Origin of the sequence: Acetobacter sacchari (genome assembly GCF_017377715.1) — a bacterium.
In the GTDB taxonomy this organism is placed as follows: domain Bacteria; phylum Pseudomonadota; class Alphaproteobacteria; order Acetobacterales; family Acetobacteraceae; genus Acetobacter; species Acetobacter sacchari.
The window spans coordinates 1-22,035 of the sequence record NZ_JAFVMF010000005.1 but is presented as its reverse complement, the minus strand read 5'-3'; the positions used below and the strand labels follow the sequence as shown (position 1 = coordinate 22,035).

Genomic DNA, 22,035 nt, shown 5'->3' with positions numbered 1-22,035 from the left:
CCGAAGCCGCTCGCAGTGACTGTTTCTTAAAAATATCCCCCTACCCTCCGCCCCATGACAGGCGACACCTCGAATGCAGCCCCTCCCGTTGGCGGCCAACCTCTCCACCTCGAGGCCACGGAGTTGCAACTTGCCGGACAATTCGAAGAGGCGGCGTCGGCTTATCAACTCGCACTCTCGATCGCGCCGAATGACCCGCGCATCCTTAGTAACTACGGTGGATTGCTCGCCGCGCAAGGATTTTTCGATCAGGCGTTCATTTGCCTTTCTCGCGCAGTTTCGCTCGCCCCCGATCTGGCCGACGCGTGGTGCAATCTGGGAAACGCGTTGCAGCAGATGCAACGCTATGACGACGCCATCGCCGCTTACGCCCGCTGCCTGCGCCAGAACCCTGAACACACTATGGCCCTCAGCAATCTCGGGGTGGCTCTGGATGCAAAGGGAGAGCACGCAGACGCGCAAAATTTTCACCGGGTGGCCGTGCGTCTTGCGCCGGACAATCCGGAGAACCACACCAACCACGCATTATCTCTCCTAGCTGCAGGGGACTATCCGGCGGGTCTTGAGGAGTACGAATGGCGCTGGCGCGTCCGCACGACCGAACACCACGGGATATCCGGCCCCACGTGGGACGGGGCGAACTTTAAAGGACGCACGCTGCTTATCCATACCGAAGGCGGTTTCGGCGATATGCTGCAATTCGCCCGGTTCGTTCCGCTCGCCAAAGCGCGCGGCGGACGTGTCATCATCCGGTTACGCCCGGAACTTGCGGCACTGATCGAACGGTCGACGAAACCAGATCTTGTCGTAACGGAAAGCGACCCCCTGCCCGACTACGACATTCAAATCCCGGCGCTCAGCCTCCCACTAGCCTTAGGAACCACGCTGGAGACGATTCCGTTTCCTGACGGTTATCTCATCACAGATTCCGACAAGGCCGCGCGCTGGCGCGAGATACTTCGGGCCGACGACACACGCCTCGGCTTCGTCGCCCCGCCGCTACGCATCGGGCTGGTGTGGGCCGGAGCGCCTCATCGCGGCGTTCGGGACGCCGCTTTCGTCGACAGCAGACGCTCAACGACGCTCCACACCATTGCGCCACTCGCCGCCGCCGTTCCAGATGCCGTATTCTATAGTCTGCAAATCGGCGAAGCCGCCTCTCAGGCGAAATCTCCGCCATCAGGCATGTCTCTCATCGATCATACGGCGCTCCTGAAGAGCTTTGATGATACTGCGGCCCTGATCTCTCAGCTTGACATGGTCATCGCCGTGGACACCTCGACCGCACATGTCTCCGCCGCGCAAGGCAAACCCACCTGGATGCTGTCCCGTTACGACCAGTGTTGGCGCTGGCTGTCGGGTCGTAGCGACTCACCCTGGTACGCCAACCTGCGCCTGTATCAGCAGGAAGCGCCACTTGACTGGTCGGCGCCAGTACAAAAAATGGCGCTCGATCTGAAAATCGTCAGTCATACACTGCGAGCAGAAATCGTCGCAGAATAACGAAGCTACCACTCTCGCTCTTCTAAATAGCAGCGACGTCAATTTGACGGATCACCATGAAGGCGCAGCCCCAAACCGCGCTTTCTTCTCGTCAGATATCCAATACCTCAACAGAGCGGGCGTGTTCCTGAATGAATGCGAACCGCAGTTCCGGCTTACGCCCCATAAGACTCTCCACCCGCTCACGCGTCACAGCGCGGTCTTCCGGCAGAGCGACCACCCGCAACAAGGTCCTACGCGCCGGATCCATTGTCGTTTCCTTCAGATCTCCCGGCGGCATTTCACCAAGCCCCTTAAATCGCGACACCTCAACCTTCGCATTGGCCTTGAATGCGCTCTTGATCTTGCGCTCTCGATCGGCGTCATCCATCGCGTAAACCGTTTTGGCGCCTTGCGTGAGACGATAAAGCGGCGGCTGCGCAAGATAGAGGCGTCCTGCACGGATCAATTCCGGCAGCTCGCGGTAGAAGAAGGTCATTAACAACGACGCGATATGCGCTCCATCGACATCAGCGTCCGTCATGATGATCACGCGACCATAGCGGAGTTTGTCGAGATCGAAACGATCCCCTACGCCGCAACCCAACGCTTCGATCAGGTCTTTCAATTCCTGATTTGCTCTCAACTTTTCTGTCGAAGCGCTGGCGACGTTCAAAATCTTGCCACGTAGTGGCAGAACCGCCTGGGTTTCGCGATTGCGCGCCTGCTTGGCCGACCCACCAGCGGAATCGCCTTCGACGAGGAAAATCTCAGTCTCCTCCGCCCGTTCGCGCGTACAGTCGGTGAGCTTGCCCGGTAGCCGCAATCTACGCGTAGCGCTTTTGCGCGGCGTGTCTTTCTGCTCACGACGACGAAGCCGGTCCTCCGCCCGTTCAACCACGAAAGCGAGAAGCGCATCCGCCTGCGACGGATTTGCCGACAACCAGTGATCGAAACGGTCGCGCAACGCAGTTTCGGTCAGCTTCGACGCCTCTGCGCTCGTCAGCTTCTCCTTGGTCTGTCCCTGAAATTGCGGATCCCGTAGAAACAGAGACAACTGAATGGCGACCGCACCAAGTATGTCCTCCGCAGTGACGATGCTTGCCCGTTTGGCCGAACGCTGCTCGCCCCACGCGCGAAAACCTTTGAGCAGAGCCGCCCGACACCCCGTCTCATGCGTGCCGCCCTGCGGCGTAGGGATGGTGTTGCAGAACGAGACGAATCGCGCCTCGCCCGATTCAAGAAAGGCTATGGCCCACTCAACCCTGCCGTTGGAGACGCCGTTCGTCTCTGGCAGGTCGGCGTCACCCGCCCAGATCGGCGCAAGCAACGGCGCCTGCGGACCAAGCTCGTCGCTAAGGCTGTCCGCGAGACCGCCGGGAAAATGGAGCACCGCCTCTGGCGGCGTGGCGTCTCCTGCCTTGATCAGCGCCGGATCGCAGGACCAGCGGATCGTGACGCCCCGAAACAGGAACGCCTTGGAGCGGCACAGCCTGTAGAGGCGAGCGGCCTGAAACGCGTGTGTTCCGAAAATTTCGGAATCAGGTTGAAACCGTATCTGCGTCCCACGCCGGTTCGGTGCGGCGCCGACCTTTTCCACAGGCCCCAGGGGAATTCCGCGTGAGTAGTTCTGCCGCCAGAGTTCCCGATCCTTTGCGACTTCGACCTCAAATGACGTCGTCAAGGCGTTGACCACGGAGGATCCGACGCCATGCAAGCCGCCCGAGGTCGCATACGCCTTACCCGAAAACTTGCCGCCCGCGTGCAGAGTGGTGAGGATGACCTCAAGCGCCGAGCGATCAGGAAATTTGGGATGAGGATCGACCGGAATGCCGCGTCCGTTGTCACGGACGGTCAGCCAGTTATCTTTCTCCAGCCGCACATCGATGGTCGTGGCGTGCCCAGCGACCGCTTCATCCATCGAGTTATCGAGGATTTCGGAGGCCAGATGATGAAGCGCCGTCTCGTCCGTGCCGCCGATATACATGCCGGGTCGGCGACGAACCGGCTCCAGTCCTTCAAGAACTTCGATGGCGCTCGCGTCATACTGTTGGGCAGGAGCATCCGCCTTACCGGAGGACGACGCACGCTCAGGGCGGGCCGGCTTTTGCGGGGAAGAACCTGTGGACGAGAAGAGATCGCTCATGCCCGGTCTCTCTCCCGCAACGCAAAATTCGTCAAGAATGGATCACGTCAAAGGCAACGGATAAATGCCGCAACATGATGACGGTCAGGGCAACTGCGCTGGTCAAAAGCCGTCAGGCTCCTTCTGCCGGGAACTCTCCTCCCGACAGAAGTCATGTCAAATGTCAGGCTTTCCGGGTGCTGCGCGCACGACGGCGGCTGTTCGACGTAGCTCGCTCGACTGCCGGCGCCTCGCAGGTTTCGAACGTCGCGGGCTGCACGATATCCTTGGCTTCGGCGTAGTTGGAGAGATCGTGCTCGTCGCTCAACGCCGCAACTTCATCGAACATCGCCATACGCTGGCTGCAGAAAATGGTGCCCGCCTGCAGACCACGCTCGGACTGCACGTTGGCAAGTTGCGTGATGTAGTCGTCATGCTCGCGTTGAGCCGACTTGCCGTAGGTCGCACGGAAGTAGGTGTTCAGCCGATCTTCCTCGGAGAGAAGCTTGGTCCGAAACTTCGCCACAAACGAATTGTAACGTTCCTGCGCATTGCATGACAGCGCCGTCACCATCAATTCGCTCTTCAACCCCTGAACGTCGAAGGCCTCATGCGCGGAAGTGCGACCGCAACTGGCTGCCGAAGCCGCCGACCCACAAGCGATCCCCGCAGTGAACAAGGCCGCCACTGCAAGGCGCGGTAAAGCAACAAACATATGTTTCTCCAAGGAGTCGCGATCGCCCGAAGCCACGGTTGCAAGGAGGACGTCGCACGAAACTCAAACCAGCGTGTGAACCAAACCGGGTATATATCCGTTTTGCAAGACAAATCATGTTTCACACGGCGCCAACACGGGAACCGTCCTTCCTCCGATCATTCTGCAGCTTCTGTATGTCCCCAATGAGGCGAAAGCCCCGATCGACGCATCTTTCAACCGGCAGCACGATGCTCTACAGCGTGTGTCCCATCGACCACGCGACGACTCGTGGGTCGAATCATCACTGCCGTCCTTAAACAGAATGCGGAGCGTGCGCGTGCGACTGCGAGTTTTTGCCCTTCCTGCGCTGACCGCCGGCCTTCTGGCCGGGTGTAATCAGGGCCAGCTGCAGGGTCCGTCCCTCTCCACGCCCGACCCTTTCGGCAACATGAAGCGGTCCGCCGTGTGCCAGGTGGTTTCACCACAGGCTGGCCCGAACGGCGACCAGACGACCACGATGACCGTCCGCAGCGATGACGGCATGTGCGGCCTGACGGTCAGCCAGCCAGGCGGCGGCTCGTACGCCTCGTTCGGCGTCCTCCCGTCCCCCGAGCACGGCAAGGCGTTCCTCTACAACCATGATGGCGTTACCCACATCACTTACACGCCGACGCTCGGCTATGCGGGCAAGGATACGTTCGGCGTCATCCTGATCCCGACCGCCGACCAGTCCGGCGCGCAGAAGCGTCAAAAACTTACGATTACAGCGACGGCGGACGCGACAGGCGTCGTAATCCCCACTCCCGCCGTCACAGCTCCGACGCCGAGCAAGAGCAAGGGTAAGGCCGCCGCCAGCAAGCGCCGGGCGACCAAAAAGCACGGTTGACACCGTCAGGCGGAACCTTCTGGTTCCGCCTGAAAGCCAGACTACCTTCCTCGCGGGGCGTTCAGGCCCTCGCGTTTTACTTCAAATCGAGAAACTGATGGGCTCGGCCACCGGACGCCGCAAGCCGCTGGCCTCAGCACGCCGCACGAGGTCGTCCAGACTGACCTCGCGCAAGGCGTTTACCGTTCTTTCGTCGTGATCCTTCCACACCGGATCGACGACCTTCGCGAACAGCGGCCCTTCCGGCCCATCTTCCTGCTCCGCATCCGCGTTGACGACGGTCGAGACGATATCCGCCACGGAAATATCCCGCCGGGGACGCCCAAGCCTGTACCCGCCGCGTGGCCCGCGCACACTCTCCAGCAGAGCGGATCGGGACAACGCCTGCAGCAGCGGCTCGATGCCACGCCTCGCCAGCCCCGCCCGTTCGGCGATGTCTGCGGCGCTGACCGTGCCGCTCCGGCTGGCGTAGAACGCCACATCAAGCATGATGAGCACTGCAGTGATCGCTCGATCACGTCGCAACAGCATGGCTTCTCCTTTTCGCGGCGCAGTCCAGGCCGGACAACCTCGAATCGAGGCGCCTGCGGCAGCGGCGGTCGCATATAGATAATTAAAAATGTAGATAGAAGATTATGTCGGATTATCCACGGTGTCGAGTAGTGCTATGCTGCTCCACATCGTGAACCAACTTTGGGTGGAGGCGCCATTATTTCAGCCTCCAGCGCCCGCCGCCAAACGACCGTGGGCTTTTCGAAAGGATTTTAGATGGCCAAAACCAACGCCTCACGCTCCGGCGCTTTCGGCCTGGCGGCCCCACGGGGTCGAATTTTCGATTCCATCGTCGACGTGGTTGGAGGAACGCCGCTCGTTGGCCTCCCGCGCATGACCCAGGAAGACGGATTGCGCGCGCGCATCCTGTTGAAACTCGAATTTTTCAATCCTCTGGGCTCGGTGAAAGACCGCATCGGAGCCGCGATGGTGATCGCCGCCGAGCAGGAAGGCCGCATTCGACCCGGTCGAACGGTTCTGGTGGAGCCGACGTCAGGCAACACCGGGATTTCTCTCGGCTTTGTCGCGGCCTCGCGGGGCTACCGCCTGATCGTGACGATGCCCGAAGGCGCGTCTCTGGAGCGTCGCAAAATGCTGCGCCTGATGGATGCGCAGGTCGAATTGACCCCGTCGCGCCTCGGCATGGCAGGCGCCATCGCCAGAGCCCGCGAGATTCTCGACGAGACTCCCGACGCATGGATGCCCGGGCAATTCGACAACCCGGCGAATCCACTCGTGCACCAGGAAACGACGGCGCGCGAGATCTGGGAGGATACGGCTGGAGCCGTGGACGTCGTGGTCGCGGGCGTCGGCACGGGAGGCACGGCGTCTGGCGTCGCCCACGCCCTCAAGCAGCTCAAGAAAGACGTGAAAGTGTTTGGCGTCGAACCTGTCGAGAGTGCGGTTCTGAACGGCGATGAGCCCGGCCCACACGGCATTCAGGGCATTGGCCCCGGCTTCTGCCCCAAAACGCTCGATCTGCCCGCTCTGGACGGCGTGCTGACGGTGTCAGAAAGGGAGGCCATCTCGGCTGCCCGCCGCTGCGCCAGAATCGACGGCGTGCCAATTGGAATATCGTCCGGGGCGGCCTTGCACGCAGCAACGCAACTTGCCCGTGAGGCTGAATACGAGGGCAAAACCATCGTCGCGATCGCACCCTCCTTCGCGGAGCGCTACCTGTCGACGTCCCTGTTCAACGGCCTTTGAAACAGTCGCCACGGCCCCACAAAGGAGGCCGTGGCTGTCCAGGCGTCAGCGAAGAATAATTTCGACGCGACGGTTCTGTGGCTCGCGCGTGTCAGCCGCCGTCTGAACCAATGGATGCGACTGTCCATACCCGTGGACGTCGATCACCGATCCTGCCACGCCATCGCGCACCAGCTCCGCCTTGACGGCGTCCGCACGACGCATTGACAGCGCCATGTTGTATTTCTCGCCGCGCGCACCCGGATGAGCGGCGGAGTTGTCCGTGTAACCCGACACTTCAATCCGCGTCACCGTCGTATGTACCGACGCCTGCGCGGCCACCGCCACAATTGAGCGCGCCCGAGCAGTAAGCTCGGATCGATCCCAATCGAAGAACACGAGGTAGGTCCTTGCCGCAGCCGGCGTCGGCGCAGGCATGACTTCCGGCGCGGGCGGCGGGGGCGGCGGCGCAGGATTGAACTCGTAACGCAGGCCTAGCATCAGAGAGTGATTAAAGTCCGTGACGGTGTCGCGATGCCCCGAAGCGAAGCTGTATTCCTTGGAAACGTCGCGCCCGCCGACCGTGCCCCACGCCGTCGCGCCATGCGATTGCGGGCCAAGCATGGTCCAGAATCTGTACTCGGCCGTAGCGGACAGACCGACCACCCATGGTATCGGCATCGAAAGACCGAAGATGCCCTGATAGGTGAATGCGCCGTAAGTGCCGCCAATATGCTGCGCGAACGTGTTGCCTGGCGCGGTGACCGACGTATTCATCGCCGTCCAGCCATAGCCGACGCCCGCGCCGAAATAGGGGAACAGCCAGCTCTTGCCGATGTCCAGATCGAACAGCGCGTTCGCCATCGCTCCATAGGTCTGACGCCGTCCATCGGCGCGGCCCTGCACGCCGCCGGACACGAAGCGATCGTAACCCATGTTGCGGTAATTGCCTTCGATCTCGACACGGAAACCGTTGCCCAGACCGTAGCCGATCGACCCGATCCCAACCGCGCCGGTTTTCCAGCGATCGCGGCCGTCCGGGAACATGGAACTCGATCGGACGCGCTGGTCCTGATTGAAGGTCGCGCCGCCTTCGCCCGCCACATACAGGCCCTGCACGGGCTGAGCCAACGCTGCGGAGGGCAGAGCGGCGACGGCGAGCGGCGCAGACAGGATCGATCCTGCGAGAAACCCATAACGCAGTCTCATCTGGTTCTCCTCATCCCGCCGGCTCGAACGCCGGCCCCGCCGCGCCCGACAGGGCCTCGCGACTGTATCTGTTCATCGTTTCGCATTCTATTTGCCGAAAGTGACGGATCGCGCAACTCACCGACCCTGCGCCAACCCGTCCCCCTTGTCACGAAATCGCCTCCCAGCCGTCGCCCGTCACTCATCGAACACAGCGGCAGCGCAGCGCCTCGCAACCGAAATCAACGCGATCAAACTCGATTGGTCGCAACGCTCGATTGCTCGCGCCTCACAATACATGAGCTTCAAACGGCGGGGTCAAATCATCGCTCTCGAACTCGAGAACCCACAAATCCGGGTCCCGAGCCACTTGCCGCGCGACATAAGCGTCAGCGTCCGCCGCGGTTACAGGCTCCGCTCCGGTGCCGCGCATCCAAGCTCGCTCTCCATCCGGAGTGCGAGTCTGCGTCAACACGACCGAGCCGCCGCTCCGGTTGACCAGCACCGCCAGCACGCCGCCCGCATCCTCGTCCCCACGCCGCAACCGCATGGCGGAACGACCACCCTGCGCGCCGGCTCGCAACGCGGCGCTGACCCATAAACCTGTCTTCAGTCGCGCTTCCGTCACGCCTTTACTCCTTCGGCGCCGCAGTCTGCGTCCCTTCTGGGACCATCTCCAAAGCCGCACGATACGCCGTCCGATCGCCCAGAAGCGCCCGAGCCTGATCGAGGTCGTTATCTCCGCCAAGCGCGGCCGGACAGGCCTTGCGGATGTCGAGCAATTGCGAAACGCTGTCCGGCAGACGGACCTCACGCGACCGCACGACGCTTCGGGAATCAAGCGCCCGTCCTGCACGCAGAGCGTCCATCTGTCGCTGCGCGTCAGCTGCGCCGCGGCTGGTGCATATCTGCGGCATCACGCCTAACCCCTGCAGAGGCCAGCCCAGCGGGGCGATGACGCGGCTCCATGTCACGAACAACTCTCCGCCGTCAGGCAATTGCGCCACCGTCTGCACGAGCCCCTTGCCAAGTGTTGCGCTGCCGATGACGACAGCCCGTCGATGGTCCGACAACGCGGCCGCAAGAATTTCTGCCGCGCTCGCCGTGCGTCCGTCGACGAGAATTGCAATCGGTGCGCCATTCGTCATGTCGCCACCCTGGACCGCCCAGATATGATTCGATTGCGGATCCCGCCCCTGCGTTACGACGGCGACGCCTCGGTCCATCAACAGCGCCGCCGCAGTGACCGCCTGTTGCAGAACGCCGCCACGATTGCCCCGCAAATCGATGACCAGACCGCGCATTCTTCCGTCCTGCGCCGCCTGATCGAGATACTGGCTCATCTCCTCCGCCGTGTCTGAGGAAAAGGAGGTGATTCGCAGCACCACGAGCGGATCGCTGGCGAACGCAAACACAGTCTCCGGAGGCACCTGCGCACGCCGCAGCGACACGTTGCGCGCGGCTCCACCCAACGGCGGAGCCAGTCGCAGCGTCACGACAGAGTTCGGCGCGCCACGCAGGGACTGCTCGATCTCCGTCGGAGCCCGACCCGCAACGCTCCGCCCGTCCACGCTGATCAGACGTTCGCCAATATCGACGCCCGCAGGCCACGCTGGCCCATTCGCGTTGACCGCCGTGACGATGATTTCGCGCTCGTGGCGCACCCGCCTCCTGCCGCCCGACGAGACCGTAGTGTCTTCACCCAGCGAGACCCCAATCTCACCGTCACCGCCGCTGCGCTCTTCCCGATCGGTCTTCGCAGGCGCGGGACCGACATAACGTGAATAGGGATCGAGATGATTGAACAGCTCGTCGAAGAAACTCTGGACCACCCCGTCGGCATGCGCGGCGCGTATCGTGTCTGACTGGGTCCACGCGTTCGCCAGCAGCGCCGTGTCCAGCTCCGCCCAACCGCGCAGGTCGCCTTCGGCTGGTTCGTCGCGGCTGAGCGTCGCCGTCTGCCCAGAGAGCAAAGTCACGACGTGACCGCGTTCCTCTACATGCAGCCCCGGATCCAGCGCGCTGATTCCGCCCAATCCCCAGAGACTGAACTCCTTCGCCGTATGCGGGGCCAGCGTGCGCGAGGAAAGGAACTCCATGGCGGTCAGCAGAACTGAACGCGTCATCGGCACGTCAAGATCGGCCTGCGTGGTCGGCGTCGGGTCCGGTGCGGCGGCGGCAAGCCACACGAGCATTAACGGCGCCAAGACGGAGGCCGCGCCTCCGCATCTGCTCGGCGTCCGCATGACCGAAATTCGTCGGAATAACGATGGAGAAATCGAGCCTTGCCGAGACGACCCCAATTCAGGATCGACTTGCCCGGCTGCAACGCCTTCGCAGACTCTCGATTTACAGCTCATCCATCTGTGCGACACGAACGACACCATCATGAACTGACGGCCACTATAGAGAACCGGCATCGCGCAGCGACCGGATCGACGCTGCTTAAACGCACGCGCACCCCCGTTCCCTTTGCAAGAGGCAAAGGGCGGGATGGGCCTGAAACTGTGTCTTCCCTTCCGGGCGCGCCAGAGCGCGAGGCGACGCAAGTGATCGAATCCGGCATATCGTGATCGTGCAACGCTGTTTCGTCGATCAACAGACCGATTGCGCCAGTGTCCGTCAACGTGACCAGATATCCTGACGGGGTCTCGCCGGACACATGACCGTCGAGCGATGCGCCCACCAAACCTGCCAGATGGAAGACGATCAGCCTCTGCTCCGCATCACGCGCCGCGCCTGCGCTTCTCGCTTCGCTTAAACGAAGATGACTCGCGAGCGCCGTTCTCGATTCCAACGTGTCTTTCCCGCAACGGTTCGCCCTGCCGTCGAGCGCGCGATGACAAAGCAGGTCCGCGTAGCGGCGGATCGGACTGGTGACATGCGCGTACTCGTCCAGCGCCAGAGCGGCATGGGGGGCCGGCGACGCACTGTATCGCGCGGCGGCGAATCGCTGCGCCTCTATCCCCGCGTCAGCATCCGGAATCGGCGGATTGACGCGAAACAGGCCCGGCGCCGCGCAACGACGCATGATCCGCGCCGCCGTATGATTCGCGACCGTCATGAAGGATTCGATCAATCGATGGCTGTCCAGACGCGGCGCAACGCGAACCGAAACGCACCCCGAGAGTGGATCGAAACTCACCTTGCGTTCCTGTCGTTCCACAACGCTGGCCCCGCGCGCGACCGCGGCGGAGCGCAACGCGTCATGTGCGGCAAACAACGCGCCCAACAACGCCGTGACGTCACTTCCGGGCGCGGCCCCTGCCATCGCTCCGTCGTGCATCTCCTGCGCCTGTTCGTAAGTCAGCCGAGAGCGACTGCGCATGACCCCCCTTGCGATCCGCGCCTCGCCAGCGTGCCCGTGCATGTCGATCGGAATCTCGAACACCACGCAAAGACGATCTACGTCCGGACGCAGTGAGCACAAATCGTCGGACAGACGCGGCGGCAACATCGGAACCACCATTCCCGGCAGATAGACGGAATGTCCCCTTTCACGCGCTTCCCGATCAAGCGCACCACCGGGTCGAACGTAATGCGCGACGTCGGCGATAGCGATCCGCAAGAGGAAACCGTCACCATCGCGCGTGGCCCAGACGGCGTCGTCGAAATCACGTGAATCGGCGCCGTCGATCGTCACGAAGGGCGTATCTCGATAATCTACGCGCCCATCGGCCAGTGCGGCGGCAGCATCGACGTCGCCAAACGTCTCCGCCTCGGTCATGGCCTCGTCAGAGAACCCGGCGGGCAGCCCGTGTTCATACAGGCTCATCGCCGTCAGAACCGCCGGATCGCTGGCATAGCCAAGAGTAGCGAGAAGACGTGCGCGACCGCCCCGTCCGGAAGCGCCGGAGACCGGCTCCGCCACCGCGACGACAGCATCCCCGACGTCCCCGGACGAACAGGCTTCAACGCTCCAGAGCCCCGCCCTTCCCGCGTCGAGGGTCAGTCGTTCCTCCCCGGACGAAGCGCTCATTAGCCCGACGAGACGGCGGACGTCGCAAGTGCGGAGCGTGCGCCCTTCGAACCGGCCTGCGCCGAGTTTGCGAAGACGCGCCAACACCTTGGCGCCCGGCGTAAGCGGCGGTCGTCCAGGCTGCTCCGGCGCCATGAAAATGACGGGTTCACGCTGGGCTCCCGCACGCCCCTCGCCCGTTGCTCGTTCAGGATCGAGAAACCGGGCGATCGAGCGATCGTTGCGATCAGATCCCGTCACGACGACATACGCCGTGTCGGGCAAATCCCTCACGCCGCGTATGCGTTTCGCCAGATCCGAACCGGCGAACGCGCCGTCCAACGCCATGTCATGCAGCAAAGTGCGGAGCGCAGCCTTGTGGCCCGGCCCCAACCCTAATGCGCGCAACAAATCGCCCGGACCGAGTGCGCCTTCGGTCCGAGACAGAACCTGCAACACGGCCTCACGCCCCGGTTTCGGGGAAGAGACCGCGGCGGAGCGCTGCGGCTGGCCGCTCAGTCTGCCTTCGCAGTTTCGGAAGAAGAAGCCTTCGCCGTCGCCTTGCGCTTGGCAGGAGCTTTCGCCTTCGCGGCGGGCTTCTTTGTCGCAGACGCAGCCCTGCCATTACTCTTGGCCGCTGTTTTACGCGGAGCCTTCGCTTCAGCGTCGTCGGACGTCTTCGCAGACGCCTTGGGCTTCGCCTTGGTCCCCTTCTTCACGCCAGCCTTGCCCTTCGGCTTCAGGAGCTTACCCTTCTCGACCAGCAATTCGACGGCGCCCTCAAGCGTGGTGTCGTCCATGCTCTCGCCGCGCGGCAGATTCGCCACCACCTGGCCATGCTGGACATACGGCCCAAACCTGCCCTTGCGAACGATGACCGGCTCACCGTCCTTCGGATGCGCGCCAAGCGTACGAACCGACGCCAGCTTCTTGGCGAGAACGTCCACGGCCCGATTGAGCCCAACACTCAGCACATCGTCGTCTTTGTCGAGCGACCCGTAAATGGCGCCCATCTTCACATAGGGGCCGAAGCGGCCAAGACCGGCCTCGATGGACTCGCCGAACTCCGGATGGACGCCGACGATGCGCGGCAGCCCCAACAGGCCGACGGCCTGATCCAGCGTAATGGAGTCGCCATCGAGTCCCCGTGGCAGCGACGCCCGCTTCGGCTTCGCCTTCTTGTCGGCAGGGTCAGGCTCGCCCTGCTGCACGTAAAGACCCCACGGGCCACGCTTGACCGTGATATCTTCGCTCGTGACGGGGTGCTGGCCAAGAAGCCGCATGCCGTCCTTGAGGCTATCTCCGCCCTCGCCTTCGCCGCCATCAACGGCCAGACGACGCGTGTATTGGCATTCAGGATAGTTCGAGCAGCCAATGAACGCGCCATAGCGCCCCAGCTTGAGGCCCAACCGTCCTGAGCCGCAAGCGACACAGCGACGCGCATCCGCGCCGTCAGGCTGCGGGGGGAAGAAATGCGCACCGAGATCCTGGTCAAGCGCGTCGATCACTTCGGTGATCGTCAATTCCTTCGTCTGCGCGACCGCCGCCGAAAACGCGTCCCAGAACGCGCTCATCACGGCGCGCCAGTCCGCACGCCCGCCGGAAATGTCGTCGAGTTGCTCCTCCAGCCCTGCCGTGAACTGGGTATCCACATAACGCTCGAAGAATGACACCAGGAACGCCGTGACTAGCCGACCGCGATCTTCCGGCACGAAACGCCGGTTCTCAAGGCGCACATAGTTCCGGTCGCGCAAAACGGTCAGAATCGACGCGTAAGTAGAAGGTCGGCCGATGCCGATCTCTTCCATTTTCTTGACCAGAGACGCTTCCGAATATCGCGGCGGTGGCTGCGTGAAATGCTGCTCGGCCGTAACCTCGCCTCGCTTGAGCGGGTCGCGTTCAGCCATCGGCGGCAACATGCGGCTTTCGTCGTCGGCCGCCTTGTCCGTCTCGTCCCGACCTTCGGAATACAGCTTCAGGAAGCCGTCGAATGCGACGATGGAGCCGGTGGCGCGTAATGTGGCGCGCCCCGCGCCGTCAGCGATGTCCACCGCCACCTGATCGAGTTCAGCCGACTGCATCTGGCTGGCGACCGCGCGCTTCCAGATAAGCTCGTACAACCGGCGCTGGTCGTCGTTCAGATACCGCGCCATCGACGCCGGCGTGCGGCTGACATCCGTCGGACGCACGGCCTCGTGCGCTTCTTGCGCGTTCTTGGCCTTCGTCGTGTAGACGCGCGGCTGCGGCGGCACGTAATTTGCGCCGAAGTCCGATCCGATGTGTCGGCGGATGTCCGCGATGGCGTCATTCGCCATCGTGACGCCGTCAGTTCGCATATATGTGATCAGACCGACGGTCTCTCCGCCGATGTCCATGCCTTCGTATAGCTGCTGCGCCGTGCGCATCGTCCCCTGCGCGCCCATGCCAAGCTTGCGGGACGCTTCCTGCTGCAGGGTTGACGTGGTGAACGGCGGCGGCGGATTGCGGCGGACTTTTTTGCGCTCGACCGAGCGGACGGAGAACGTCCCGGCTGCGACCGCGTCACGCGCCGCGTGCGCCTGCTCTTCCGTCGCAAGGTCGAACTGCTCCAGCTTCTTGCCGTCGAGGTGCGTCAGGCGCGCGGTGAACGGAGCGCCTGCGGGCGTCATGAACGTCGCGCCGACAGTCCAGTATTCGCGGGCCTTGAAGACCTCGATCTCGGCTTCACGCTCGCAGATCAGGCGCAGCGACACCGACTGGACGCGACCCGCGCTCTTCGATCCCGGCAGCTTGCGCCACAACACGGGAGAGAGCGTGAAGCCCACGAGGTAATCGAGCGCGCGACGAGCCAGATAGGCTTCGATCAGCGGCAGGTCGAGATCGCGCGGATGCGCCATCGCCTCCTTGATCGCGCCCTTCGTGATCTCGTTGAACGTAACGCGGCGGACGTGCACGCCCTCAAGCGCCTTGCGCTCGGCCAGCATCGCCTGCACATGCCACGAAATCGCCTCGCCTTCGCGATCCGGGTCAGTCGCCAGATACAGTGTGTCGGCGCCCTTCAGGGCCTTCACGATCGCCGCGACCTGCTTCTGACCGCGCTCATCGGCCTGCCAGTCCATGGCGAACCCCTCTTCGGGACGAACCGAACCGTCCTTGGGAGGCAGATCGCGGACATGGCCGAACGACGCGAGAACCGTGTAGCCATCCCCGAGGTACTTGTTGATCGTCTTAGCCTTGGCGGGCGATTCAACCACGACGACGTCAGTCATTGTCACTCCGGGCCAGCGTGCGAGCGGGTCTGTGCATCAGTCCGCAGCAGGCGGCGTCAAAAGAATAACGCTTCCTCCGGGAAGGATTTCAGCCCGCCCGGCGAGTTCGAGTTCGGCCAATGCGGAAAGCACGACCGAGACGGAGAACTGGCAGCGCCCAACCAGATCGTCAACCGGGACGGGAGCGTACGACAGCAGCGACAGCACCCTCTCCCGCGCCTTGTCAAGATCGACGCTCTCGATGACGCTCCTGTCGTCGTCTGGCGCTCCCCATGCGGATGGCCGCTCCGCAAATCCGCCAAACTGCGTGCCGCCCGCGTTGGGCGCGTTCCGGAGGCAGGGGAGGATATCGTCGATCCCCTCCGCCAGCCGCGCGCCATTGCGGAGCAGATTGTTGCTGCCCCTGCATCGCGGATCGAGAGGCGAACCGGGAACGGCGAAAACCTGTCGGCTATACGCATCGGCCAGTTTTGCGGTGATCAGGCTACCGGAGTGAAACGCCGCCTCGACAACCACCGTCCCGAGACTGAGCCCGGCGATGAGTCTGTTGCGACGCGGAAAATGCCTCGCCTGCGGCGTCGTCCCCAACGGGGCTTCCGTCACCACCGCGCCACCCTCGGCGATCCGGCGCTGCAGCGCCGCATGCTCCTGCGGGTAGACGATATCCAGACCACCCGCGATCGCAGCCACCGTGCCGCCCCATTCAGGAAAGGGTCGTCCCGCCAGAGCCCCCGCATGGGCCGCGCCGTCGATCCCTCGGGCAAGCCCCGAGACGACCGTCACACCCGCTTGAGAAAGTTCGGTCGCCAGACTCTCGGCAAAGCGCATGCCTGCCGCAGAGGCATTGCGCGCGCCCACAATACCGACCCCGCCCGAGGCGAGGCACGCCGACGACCCCAGCACGGACAGGATCGGCGGGGTGTCAGGCAATTCGGCCAGAAGCGGCGGATAGTCGGGGTCGAACAGCGTCACCATCCGCCCGCCGAGCTTCATCACACCTTCTATTTCGCGCTCGACCACATCCATATCCGGCATCGCCAACGGCGCGCGCCGCCCTCCCCGTTTCGCCCGTTCCGGCAGAGCCGCCAGCGCGTTCGTTGCGGAGCCGCACTCCGCCATAAGTCGCCGCCAGGTAACCGGGCCTACGTTTTCCGTTCGGAACAATCGTAGCAAAGCGCGGAGATCAGGGTTCATCGGGCTTTCATTCGTGAAGAGAGACCGCCGAGACGAACCACGCGAGTGGGATGTTGTCCAGATCGCGGTTGACAAGCTGGTATTGAGCAATTGCGCCCCTTGAGCACGTCAACCAAAAGCCAGAATTTCGAATACGAAACATACTATCAAAAAATTATTAATTTTTTATAGGAAATTTCTCGACATTGCTACAAAGATACAAAACCGAAACGTAAATCCCTTCCTTAAATAGCGGCGAACCATCTGATTGCACCACAGCAACTTTGAGAGCTTCGCTCAATTTATGAAACCAAGCGAATTCAGGATGTAACGCATTGGTGGCATGCACTGTCCTGTCAAACCGGTCTTTGAGGCATCCCATGAGATAGAGTCTGCGATGGGCTGGAATATCAATAATGTCCCTGGAGAACTTCGTCACATCGAAATATTGCAGAACAGGCGCATTTTCATACACGGCTGCGACGTCGCCCAACCGGAACAGACGAGACATAAATGCGTCGATATCACTCCGAAATAACTCCTCCAGCGACCTCGCTTGTATGTTCAGCGCCCTACCTATCCATGCTTTTTGCTCAGAAAAATAAAATTCCATTATTTCCTTAAATTTTGGATTACTTTCTTCGCTAAATGTTCTGTTGAAAGGGGCAAAAAAGCGGATACTGGTTGTATTATCGGAAGATGCCTTGAAGTCTTCTTCAGTCAATTTTTTTTTGGCAAAAACATCCGTGATGTACGATTTTACTGCGTCAACAGCACCGATTCCTTCAAAACCGGCCTGACCGACGCGGTGTAGCGTCAGATACAAGCTGCAAGCGTGCAACATGTCGAGACCAACAAAAGTTCTTTTCTCGAAATCAATCGAGAATGCCGCGACCGCATCTGCTACCTCTTGAGCAGACGATTGCGCATAATTCCAAACACGAACCCATGACGGCAGTTCCGCTTCTTTCGTGAAGCGGCCATCCAGTCCAAGGTTTTTATTAATAGACTCCGCCCGAACAACACCACGCATCACCAGAGATTCGAGATCATCTAGAGAAATCAAAGGTGTATGTAAAACCTTAGGATTATAGCCCCACAGTCTTCTCTGAATAATTTCGCGATTCGTTTTCGCCGCAACGTCCTGCTGCTCGCTGGACTGTTGACGATTACTTAGAAATTGTGGCGGACTCCGCACGATCTCAGAAAAAATTTCGAACGGTGCCCCATGCAGGCGGTTTTCTTCCAGAGCGATATAGACTAGCGCAAACAATTCGGAGAGCGCCGAGTAATATTTTTCGGTCCGATATTTTACATCTATGGCATCAAACAAATCTTCTCCCAGTTGCACGAAAAATGACAACAGCCGAAGATTGGATGTCCCGGGCTTGATCACCAACACTTCCAGAGATTGTGCCAAGGCTGAAAGGAACGCCTGAAAATCGCGGTTTCTGACCCTCCCACTCACGCCGAGAAGCGCCGATTTAAAGTCGGGCTTCACATCCAGCGTCAGACAAATCGTCTTTTCTTTTGTCCTTCTGTATAAATCTACTTCCGCGTCACCGCCGCGTGTGATCTCTTCTTCGTTCGCCAGAAATACAACCCTGTTCTCGCCGTTGCCGACCAACGGGTAGACTGCCGCAAAAACATCAGTAGCTGACATCTTCGCGCGCTCAAGGTCGTCAAAAACGATAATACGACGGCGCGGCTTTCCGTTTGCTCCAACCCTGCTCAGATCGGCGCCAGCCAACGTCATACCCTCGCCGCTTCTTACAGTGCCTGCACCGCCAACGAGATCTTTAAAATCAATTCGCAGCGTGGTTTTCAGTAGACTTCTCACAACGAAGCCTCCCAACTGTCCCGGTTTACCGGCCAGAAGCGGGTGCAATTCAGCGTATAGAGCGTCGCCGATCTCCGCGGCTGATGCTACGCCGAAAAGTGACACACGAAGCGGAAAACAGGCCGTATCGTCATTGTTACGGTTTTGTTTTTTTTCTTCGAAAAATCGGTCCACCAACCAGGTTTTACCGCTGCCCCATGCTCCCCTAAGCATCAGGGCAAATGGAGCCGCGTCTTTCCCATAGCAGTAATCGTCCAATGTCCTGACCAGATCTTGGTTGGGACCGGCCCACGTCTTCATATGTTTCTTCCCTTCGCTCCTGCCTATACCTCCCCATTGATTAGAAAATTTGCACCTACCGCCACGCCCCCGCCACAGGCCCACGGAATTTAAAACCGATACCGAAAACAATTCAAAATTCACCCCCCTGAACAATCACTTTTATTTACAATTGAGAATAAGTTTACTTCGTTACTTATACATGACGAGAAATTATATTTCAGAAGAACTGAAAAATACAAAAAATCAGTTCTCCGCCAGAGCCTGTCTGCTGGCCCGAACACGCGTGACGCGCCGCCCCTCCATCTCCAGCACCTCGAACAGCCAGCCCGAAAACACCACCTTGTCGCCCACTGCCGGAACGCGGCGCAGGAGCGCGAGGATCAGACCGCCCAACGTGTGATAGTCCCCCTCCCCCGGCAACTCCCCGAGATCGAGACGATCTTTCACCTCGTCCGCTGGCTCAGATCCTTCCAGCACCAGCATATCGCCCGCCTTGGCCTCAAGGCGCGTATGCTGCCCGTGGTCGCTCACCTCGCCCACGATAGCATCGAACAAATCCGATGCCGTCACAATGCCCTCGAACGACCCATATTCATCCACGACCAGCGCGATGCCGAGCGGGATCGAACGCATCCGCTCCAACATATCGAGCGCCGAGATCGTGTCCGGCACAACGACCGGTTTGCGTAGCCCCGCCTCTATGGAAACCGGCATGCCGTCGAGAAGCCGGTCGAGCATATCACTCGCCAGAATGACCCCGACTGGATTGTCGACGCCCCCCTCGCAGACGACCAGACGCGAGTATGTCGTCTTGCGCAGTTCAGTTATCAACGCAGCGCGCCCTGCATGGCGTTCAATCCAGCTGATCTCGTTACGCGGCGTCATGATCGCACGCACTGGTCGATCAGCCAGACGCAGCAGACGCTCGATCATCGTCCGCTCTTCGTGCTCCAGCACCCCCGACTGCGCGCCTTCGGCGAGAACCGCTTTCAGTTCCTCTTCGGTCAGGGCCTGCTTGCTGGCTGGCGGCACCCGCATCAGACGTAGCACAAGATTGGAGGAGAGCCGCAGCAGCAGGACGATCGGCCGCGCGACAGTCGCAAGTGTTTCCAGCGGCAGGGACAGGGTCGCAGCGATCTGCTCCGGACGCCTTAGCGCCAGCTGCTTGGGCACTAGCTCGCCAAGAACCAGCATCAGCCCCGTGATCGCCACCACCACGACAACCATCGAGATATCGGAGGCGAATGGCGCGATCGAGGGAAAACTGGCGAGCCAGGGCGTCAGCGACGCCTCAATCTTCACGCCGCCGAACGTGCCTTCGAGAATCGACACCAGCGTCATGCCGATCTGCACTGTCGGAAGAAAGCTTTGCGGATCGTCGGCCAGCCGCAACGCCCGATCGGCTCCACGCACTCCGTTCCGCTCCATCAAGACGAGCTTTGGTCGCTTGACGGAAATAAGCGCCAATTCCCCCATGGCGAACACCGCGTTGAGCAGTACGAGCAGGAGAATCACAAGGATCGAGACAGTCATGAAGTCCGTTCTGAGGCATGTAGCCATAGAGAGGCCGCCAATCGGCGCGGCGGGTTCGGGAAATAAAAAAGGGTGGAACCGACCGGTTCCACCCTTTTTCTATAACACATGGTCGAAATGACCCAAGCTCAGTCGGCGGCGTCTACGGGAACAGCTTCCTGCTCTGCCTGCGCGCTCGCGCCGGAAACCGTCGTCACACGCGGCGGCTTCGCCGGTTTCTTGCGGGCGGCGATGTCCTTCATCTTCTCTTCGACATGCTCGGCGTAGACGTATTGAGCCGGGCGCTGATTTGCGAGAGAGATTTCCGGTGCCATCGGCTTCTCGGTTTCCGGCCCGAAAAGCGCGACCTTCGCGATGTGCCAGGGGCGACGAACAGCGTCCATGACAGCCGTAGACTCATAACCCGAATGAACCATGCAGTCGGCGCACTTTTCATAGTTGCCGGTGCCGTAGTCGTCCCACTTCGTGTCGCTCATCAACTCGTCGAACGTCTTCGCGTAGCCTTCGCCCAGCAGATAGCACGGACGCTGCCAGCCGAAGACCGTGCGCAGCGGCTTGCCCCACGGCGTGCAATGGTATGTCTCGTTGCCCGCCAGGAAGTTGAGGAACAGAGGCGACTGCGTGAAGCGCCACTTCTTCCCCTTGCCCAGACGGAAGATGTCGCGGAACAGCTGCTTGGTCTTCTGGCGGTTCAGGAAGTGCTCCTGATCCGGCGCCCGCTCATAGGCATAGCCCGGCGCGGTCATGATGCCATCCACGCCCATCGCCATGACTTCGTCAAAGAATGCGGCGACGCGCTTCGGATCGGCGCCATCAAACAGCGTGCAGTTGATGGATACCCGGAACCCGCGGGCCTTCGCCTTGCGAATCGCTGCGACGGCGCGGTCATAAACGCCGTCCTGACAGACGGACGAATCGTGCATCGCCTGATCGCCGTCTAGATGCACGTCCCAGGAAAAGAACGGATCAGGCTTGTAATCGTCGAGTTTCTTTTCCAGCAGCAGCGCGTTTGTGCAGAGATAAACGTATTTCTTGCGCGCCAGCAGGCCACGCACGATTTCGGGCATCTCTTTATGAAGGAGTGGTTCACCGCCTGCGATCGCGATGACGGGCGCACCGCATTCGGCGTCTGCGTCGAGACATTCCTGCACGCTCAACCGCTGATTCAGAATCGCGGCCGGGTAGTCAATCTTGCCGCAGCCCGCACAGGCCAGATTACAACGGAACAACGGTTCCAGCATAAGCACGAGAGGATACCGCTTCCTGCCCGAAATGTGCTGTTTGACAACGTATCCGCCGACCCGGACGGCCTGCATTATGGGTACCGCCATTACGCTCTAGCTCCTAAGTGCGGAAAACCGCCGACTACCTGACACATGCCGGGACAATATGGCTATGCCGGAGAAAAATAATAGAAAAGCCCGTGTAGTTCAGACTTGCGGGCTACACATGGCGCGCCTGCGAATATCAGGGGGCGCTGTTGCGCTTTATCCCGACGCTATAGGATAGTCCCGTTCTTCCTCTCAAGTCCTGATCGACATTTTGTTGCAAGGACAACACACTTGACGGTCGTTCCACAATTCACGCTTGCCAGACGCCGTTAACACTAACAACAGAAGGAACGGTACGAAAGCCGCCCTTTTCGCTCCCGGCGGCGCGCGACCGACGTTTCTCTCAACGGAAGCGCGGATCGCCTTAGGGAAGCGAAGTTTTATCCGGGTATCTGCGCGTCATGTGCGACCGGAGAAGCAACGACGGATGATATCCCCATGACAGATGGCGCCAAAGCCACAAGGACTCCGGAAAAAACGGAGCGCACGCGTATCCAGCCCCCCACGGTGGGTCGTTTTCCGTTGCTGGACCGTGTTGACGTTCCTGTTGACCTT

General features: G+C 61.0%; 15 protein-coding genes. 3 read left to right on the top strand and 12 right to left on the bottom strand.

Annotation, left to right across the window (positions count from 1 at the left end):
- Positions 1-54 precede the first annotated feature (54 nt).
- Entirely contained in the window at positions 55-1,503 is a 1,449-nt protein-coding gene (locus J2D73_RS05345; protein WP_207880107.1) for a tetratricopeptide repeat protein, read from the top strand.
- A gap of 91 nt (positions 1,504-1,594) precedes the next feature.
- Here the strand turns inward: J2D73_RS05345 and parE are convergent, their stop codons facing one another.
- Together parE and J2D73_RS05335 are read right to left on the bottom strand one after the other, a co-directional pair.
- On the bottom strand, positions 1,595-3,628 hold the full coding sequence (gene parE / locus J2D73_RS05340; RefSeq protein ID WP_207880105.1) for a DNA topoisomerase IV subunit B: 2,034 nt from the start codon (positions 3,626-3,628) through the stop codon (positions 1,595-1,597).
- A gap of 163 nt (positions 3,629-3,791) precedes the next feature.
- Positions 3,792-4,322 carry a hypothetical protein gene (locus J2D73_RS05335; RefSeq protein ID WP_086643392.1) on the bottom strand — a complete coding sequence of 177 codons (531 nt, stop codon included), beginning with the start codon at positions 4,320-4,322 and terminating at the stop codon, positions 3,792-3,794.
- 319 nt (positions 4,323-4,641) lie between these two features.
- On the opposite strand from J2D73_RS05335, the gene J2D73_RS05330 reads away from it, so the two are divergent.
- On the top strand, positions 4,642-5,190 hold the full coding sequence (locus tag J2D73_RS05330; protein ID WP_207880103.1) for a hypothetical protein: 549 nt from the start codon (positions 4,642-4,644) through the stop codon (positions 5,188-5,190).
- An 81-nt stretch (positions 5,191-5,271) separates the two neighbouring features.
- Here J2D73_RS05330 and J2D73_RS05325 read toward each other — a convergent pair whose 3' ends face one another.
- Complete coding sequence (locus J2D73_RS05325) at positions 5,272-5,721, bottom strand: RrF2 family transcriptional regulator (RefSeq protein WP_207880102.1); 450 nt, start codon at positions 5,719-5,721, stop codon at positions 5,272-5,274.
- A gap of 237 nt (positions 5,722-5,958) precedes the next feature.
- On the opposite strand from J2D73_RS05325, the gene cysK reads away from it, so the two are divergent.
- Complete coding sequence (cysK, locus tag J2D73_RS05320) at positions 5,959-6,948, top strand: cysteine synthase A (RefSeq protein ID WP_207880101.1); 990 nt, start codon at positions 5,959-5,961, stop codon at positions 6,946-6,948.
- A 45-nt stretch (positions 6,949-6,993) separates the two neighbouring features.
- On the opposite strand, the gene J2D73_RS05315 is transcribed toward cysK, so the two are convergent.
- The 9 genes from J2D73_RS05315 to hpnH all read right to left on the bottom strand — a co-directional run bounded on the left by J2D73_RS05315 (position 6,994) and on the right by hpnH (position 21,480).
- Positions 6,994-8,136 (bottom strand): OmpA family protein, encoded by a 1,143-nt coding sequence (locus J2D73_RS05315; RefSeq protein WP_207880100.1) that lies wholly within the window; start codon positions 8,134-8,136, stop codon positions 6,994-6,996.
- 268 nt (positions 8,137-8,404) lie between these two features.
- The gene (locus J2D73_RS05310) at positions 8,405-8,743 is read right to left on the bottom strand and encodes a DUF1491 family protein (RefSeq protein WP_207880099.1); all 339 of its coding nucleotides are present in this window, start codon (positions 8,741-8,743) and stop codon (positions 8,405-8,407) included.
- Between the two features lie 4 nt (positions 8,744-8,747).
- Positions 8,748-10,475, bottom strand: coding sequence for a S41 family peptidase (locus tag J2D73_RS05305; RefSeq protein WP_408736826.1), 1,728 nt, complete (start codon positions 10,473-10,475; stop codon positions 8,748-8,750).
- Between the two features lie 26 nt (positions 10,476-10,501).
- Positions 10,502-12,532, bottom strand: a complete 2,031-nt coding sequence (locus J2D73_RS05300; RefSeq protein WP_207880097.1) for an RNB domain-containing ribonuclease — start codon at positions 12,530-12,532, stop codon at positions 10,502-10,504.
- 56 nt (positions 12,533-12,588) lie between these two features.
- The gene (gene topA, locus J2D73_RS05295; RefSeq protein WP_207880095.1) at positions 12,589-15,321 is read right to left on the bottom strand and encodes a type I DNA topoisomerase; all 2,733 of its coding nucleotides are present in this window, start codon (positions 15,319-15,321) and stop codon (positions 12,589-12,591) included.
- Positions 15,322-15,357: 36 nt separating this feature from the next.
- The gene (dprA, locus tag J2D73_RS05290; RefSeq protein ID WP_207880093.1) at positions 15,358-16,515 is read right to left on the bottom strand and encodes a DNA-processing protein DprA; all 1,158 of its coding nucleotides are present in this window, start codon (positions 16,513-16,515) and stop codon (positions 15,358-15,360) included.
- A gap of 157 nt (positions 16,516-16,672) precedes the next feature.
- Complete coding sequence (locus tag J2D73_RS05285) at positions 16,673-18,634, bottom strand: P-loop NTPase fold protein (RefSeq protein ID WP_207880092.1); 1,962 nt, start codon at positions 18,632-18,634, stop codon at positions 16,673-16,675.
- A 225-nt stretch (positions 18,635-18,859) separates the two neighbouring features.
- Positions 18,860-20,149 (bottom strand): hemolysin family protein, encoded by a 1,290-nt coding sequence (locus tag J2D73_RS05280; protein ID WP_207880090.1) that lies wholly within the window; start codon positions 20,147-20,149, stop codon positions 18,860-18,862.
- A 128-nt stretch (positions 20,150-20,277) separates the two neighbouring features.
- A complete protein-coding gene (gene hpnH, locus J2D73_RS05275; protein WP_086643404.1) occupies positions 20,278-21,480 on the bottom strand; it encodes an adenosyl-hopene transferase HpnH in 1,203 nt (400 codons plus the stop codon).
- Positions 21,481-22,035 lie beyond the last annotated feature (555 nt).

Excerpts from the sequence above, each read along its gene's own strand:
- J2D73_RS05345 (WP_207880107.1), top strand. The coding sequence starts at position 55 with ATGACAGGCGACACCTCGAATGCAGCCCCTCCCGTTGGCGGCCAACCT.
- parE (WP_207880105.1), bottom strand. The coding sequence starts at position 3,628 with ATGAGCGATCTCTTCTCGTCCACAGGTTCTTCCCCGCAAAAGCCGGCC.
- J2D73_RS05335 (WP_086643392.1), bottom strand. The coding sequence starts at position 4,322 with ATGTTTGTTGCTTTACCGCGCCTTGCAGTGGCGGCCTTGTTCACTGCG.
- J2D73_RS05325 (WP_207880102.1), bottom strand. The coding sequence starts at position 5,721 with ATGCTGTTGCGACGTGATCGAGCGATCACTGCAGTGCTCATCATGCTT.
- cysK (WP_207880101.1), top strand. The coding sequence starts at position 5,959 with ATGGCCAAAACCAACGCCTCACGCTCCGGCGCTTTCGGCCTGGCGGCC.
- J2D73_RS05315 (WP_207880100.1), bottom strand. The coding sequence starts at position 8,136 with ATGAGACTGCGTTATGGGTTTCTCGCAGGATCGATCCTGTCTGCGCCG.
- J2D73_RS05305 (WP_408736826.1), bottom strand. The coding sequence starts at position 10,475 with ATGAGCTGTAAATCGAGAGTCTGCGAAGGCGTTGCAGCCGGGCAAGTC.
- topA (WP_207880095.1), bottom strand. The coding sequence starts at position 15,321 with ATGACTGACGTCGTCGTGGTTGAATCGCCCGCCAAGGCTAAGACGATC.
- dprA (WP_207880093.1), bottom strand. The coding sequence starts at position 16,515 with ATGAACCCTGATCTCCGCGCTTTGCTACGATTGTTCCGAACGGAAAAC.
- J2D73_RS05285 (WP_207880092.1), bottom strand. The coding sequence starts at position 18,634 with ATGAAGACGTGGGCCGGTCCCAACCAAGATCTGGTCAGGACATTGGAC.
- J2D73_RS05280 (WP_207880090.1), bottom strand. The coding sequence starts at position 20,149 with ATGACTGTCTCGATCCTTGTGATTCTCCTGCTCGTACTGCTCAACGCG.
- hpnH (WP_086643404.1), bottom strand. The coding sequence starts at position 21,480 with ATGGCGGTACCCATAATGCAGGCCGTCCGGGTCGGCGGATACGTTGTC.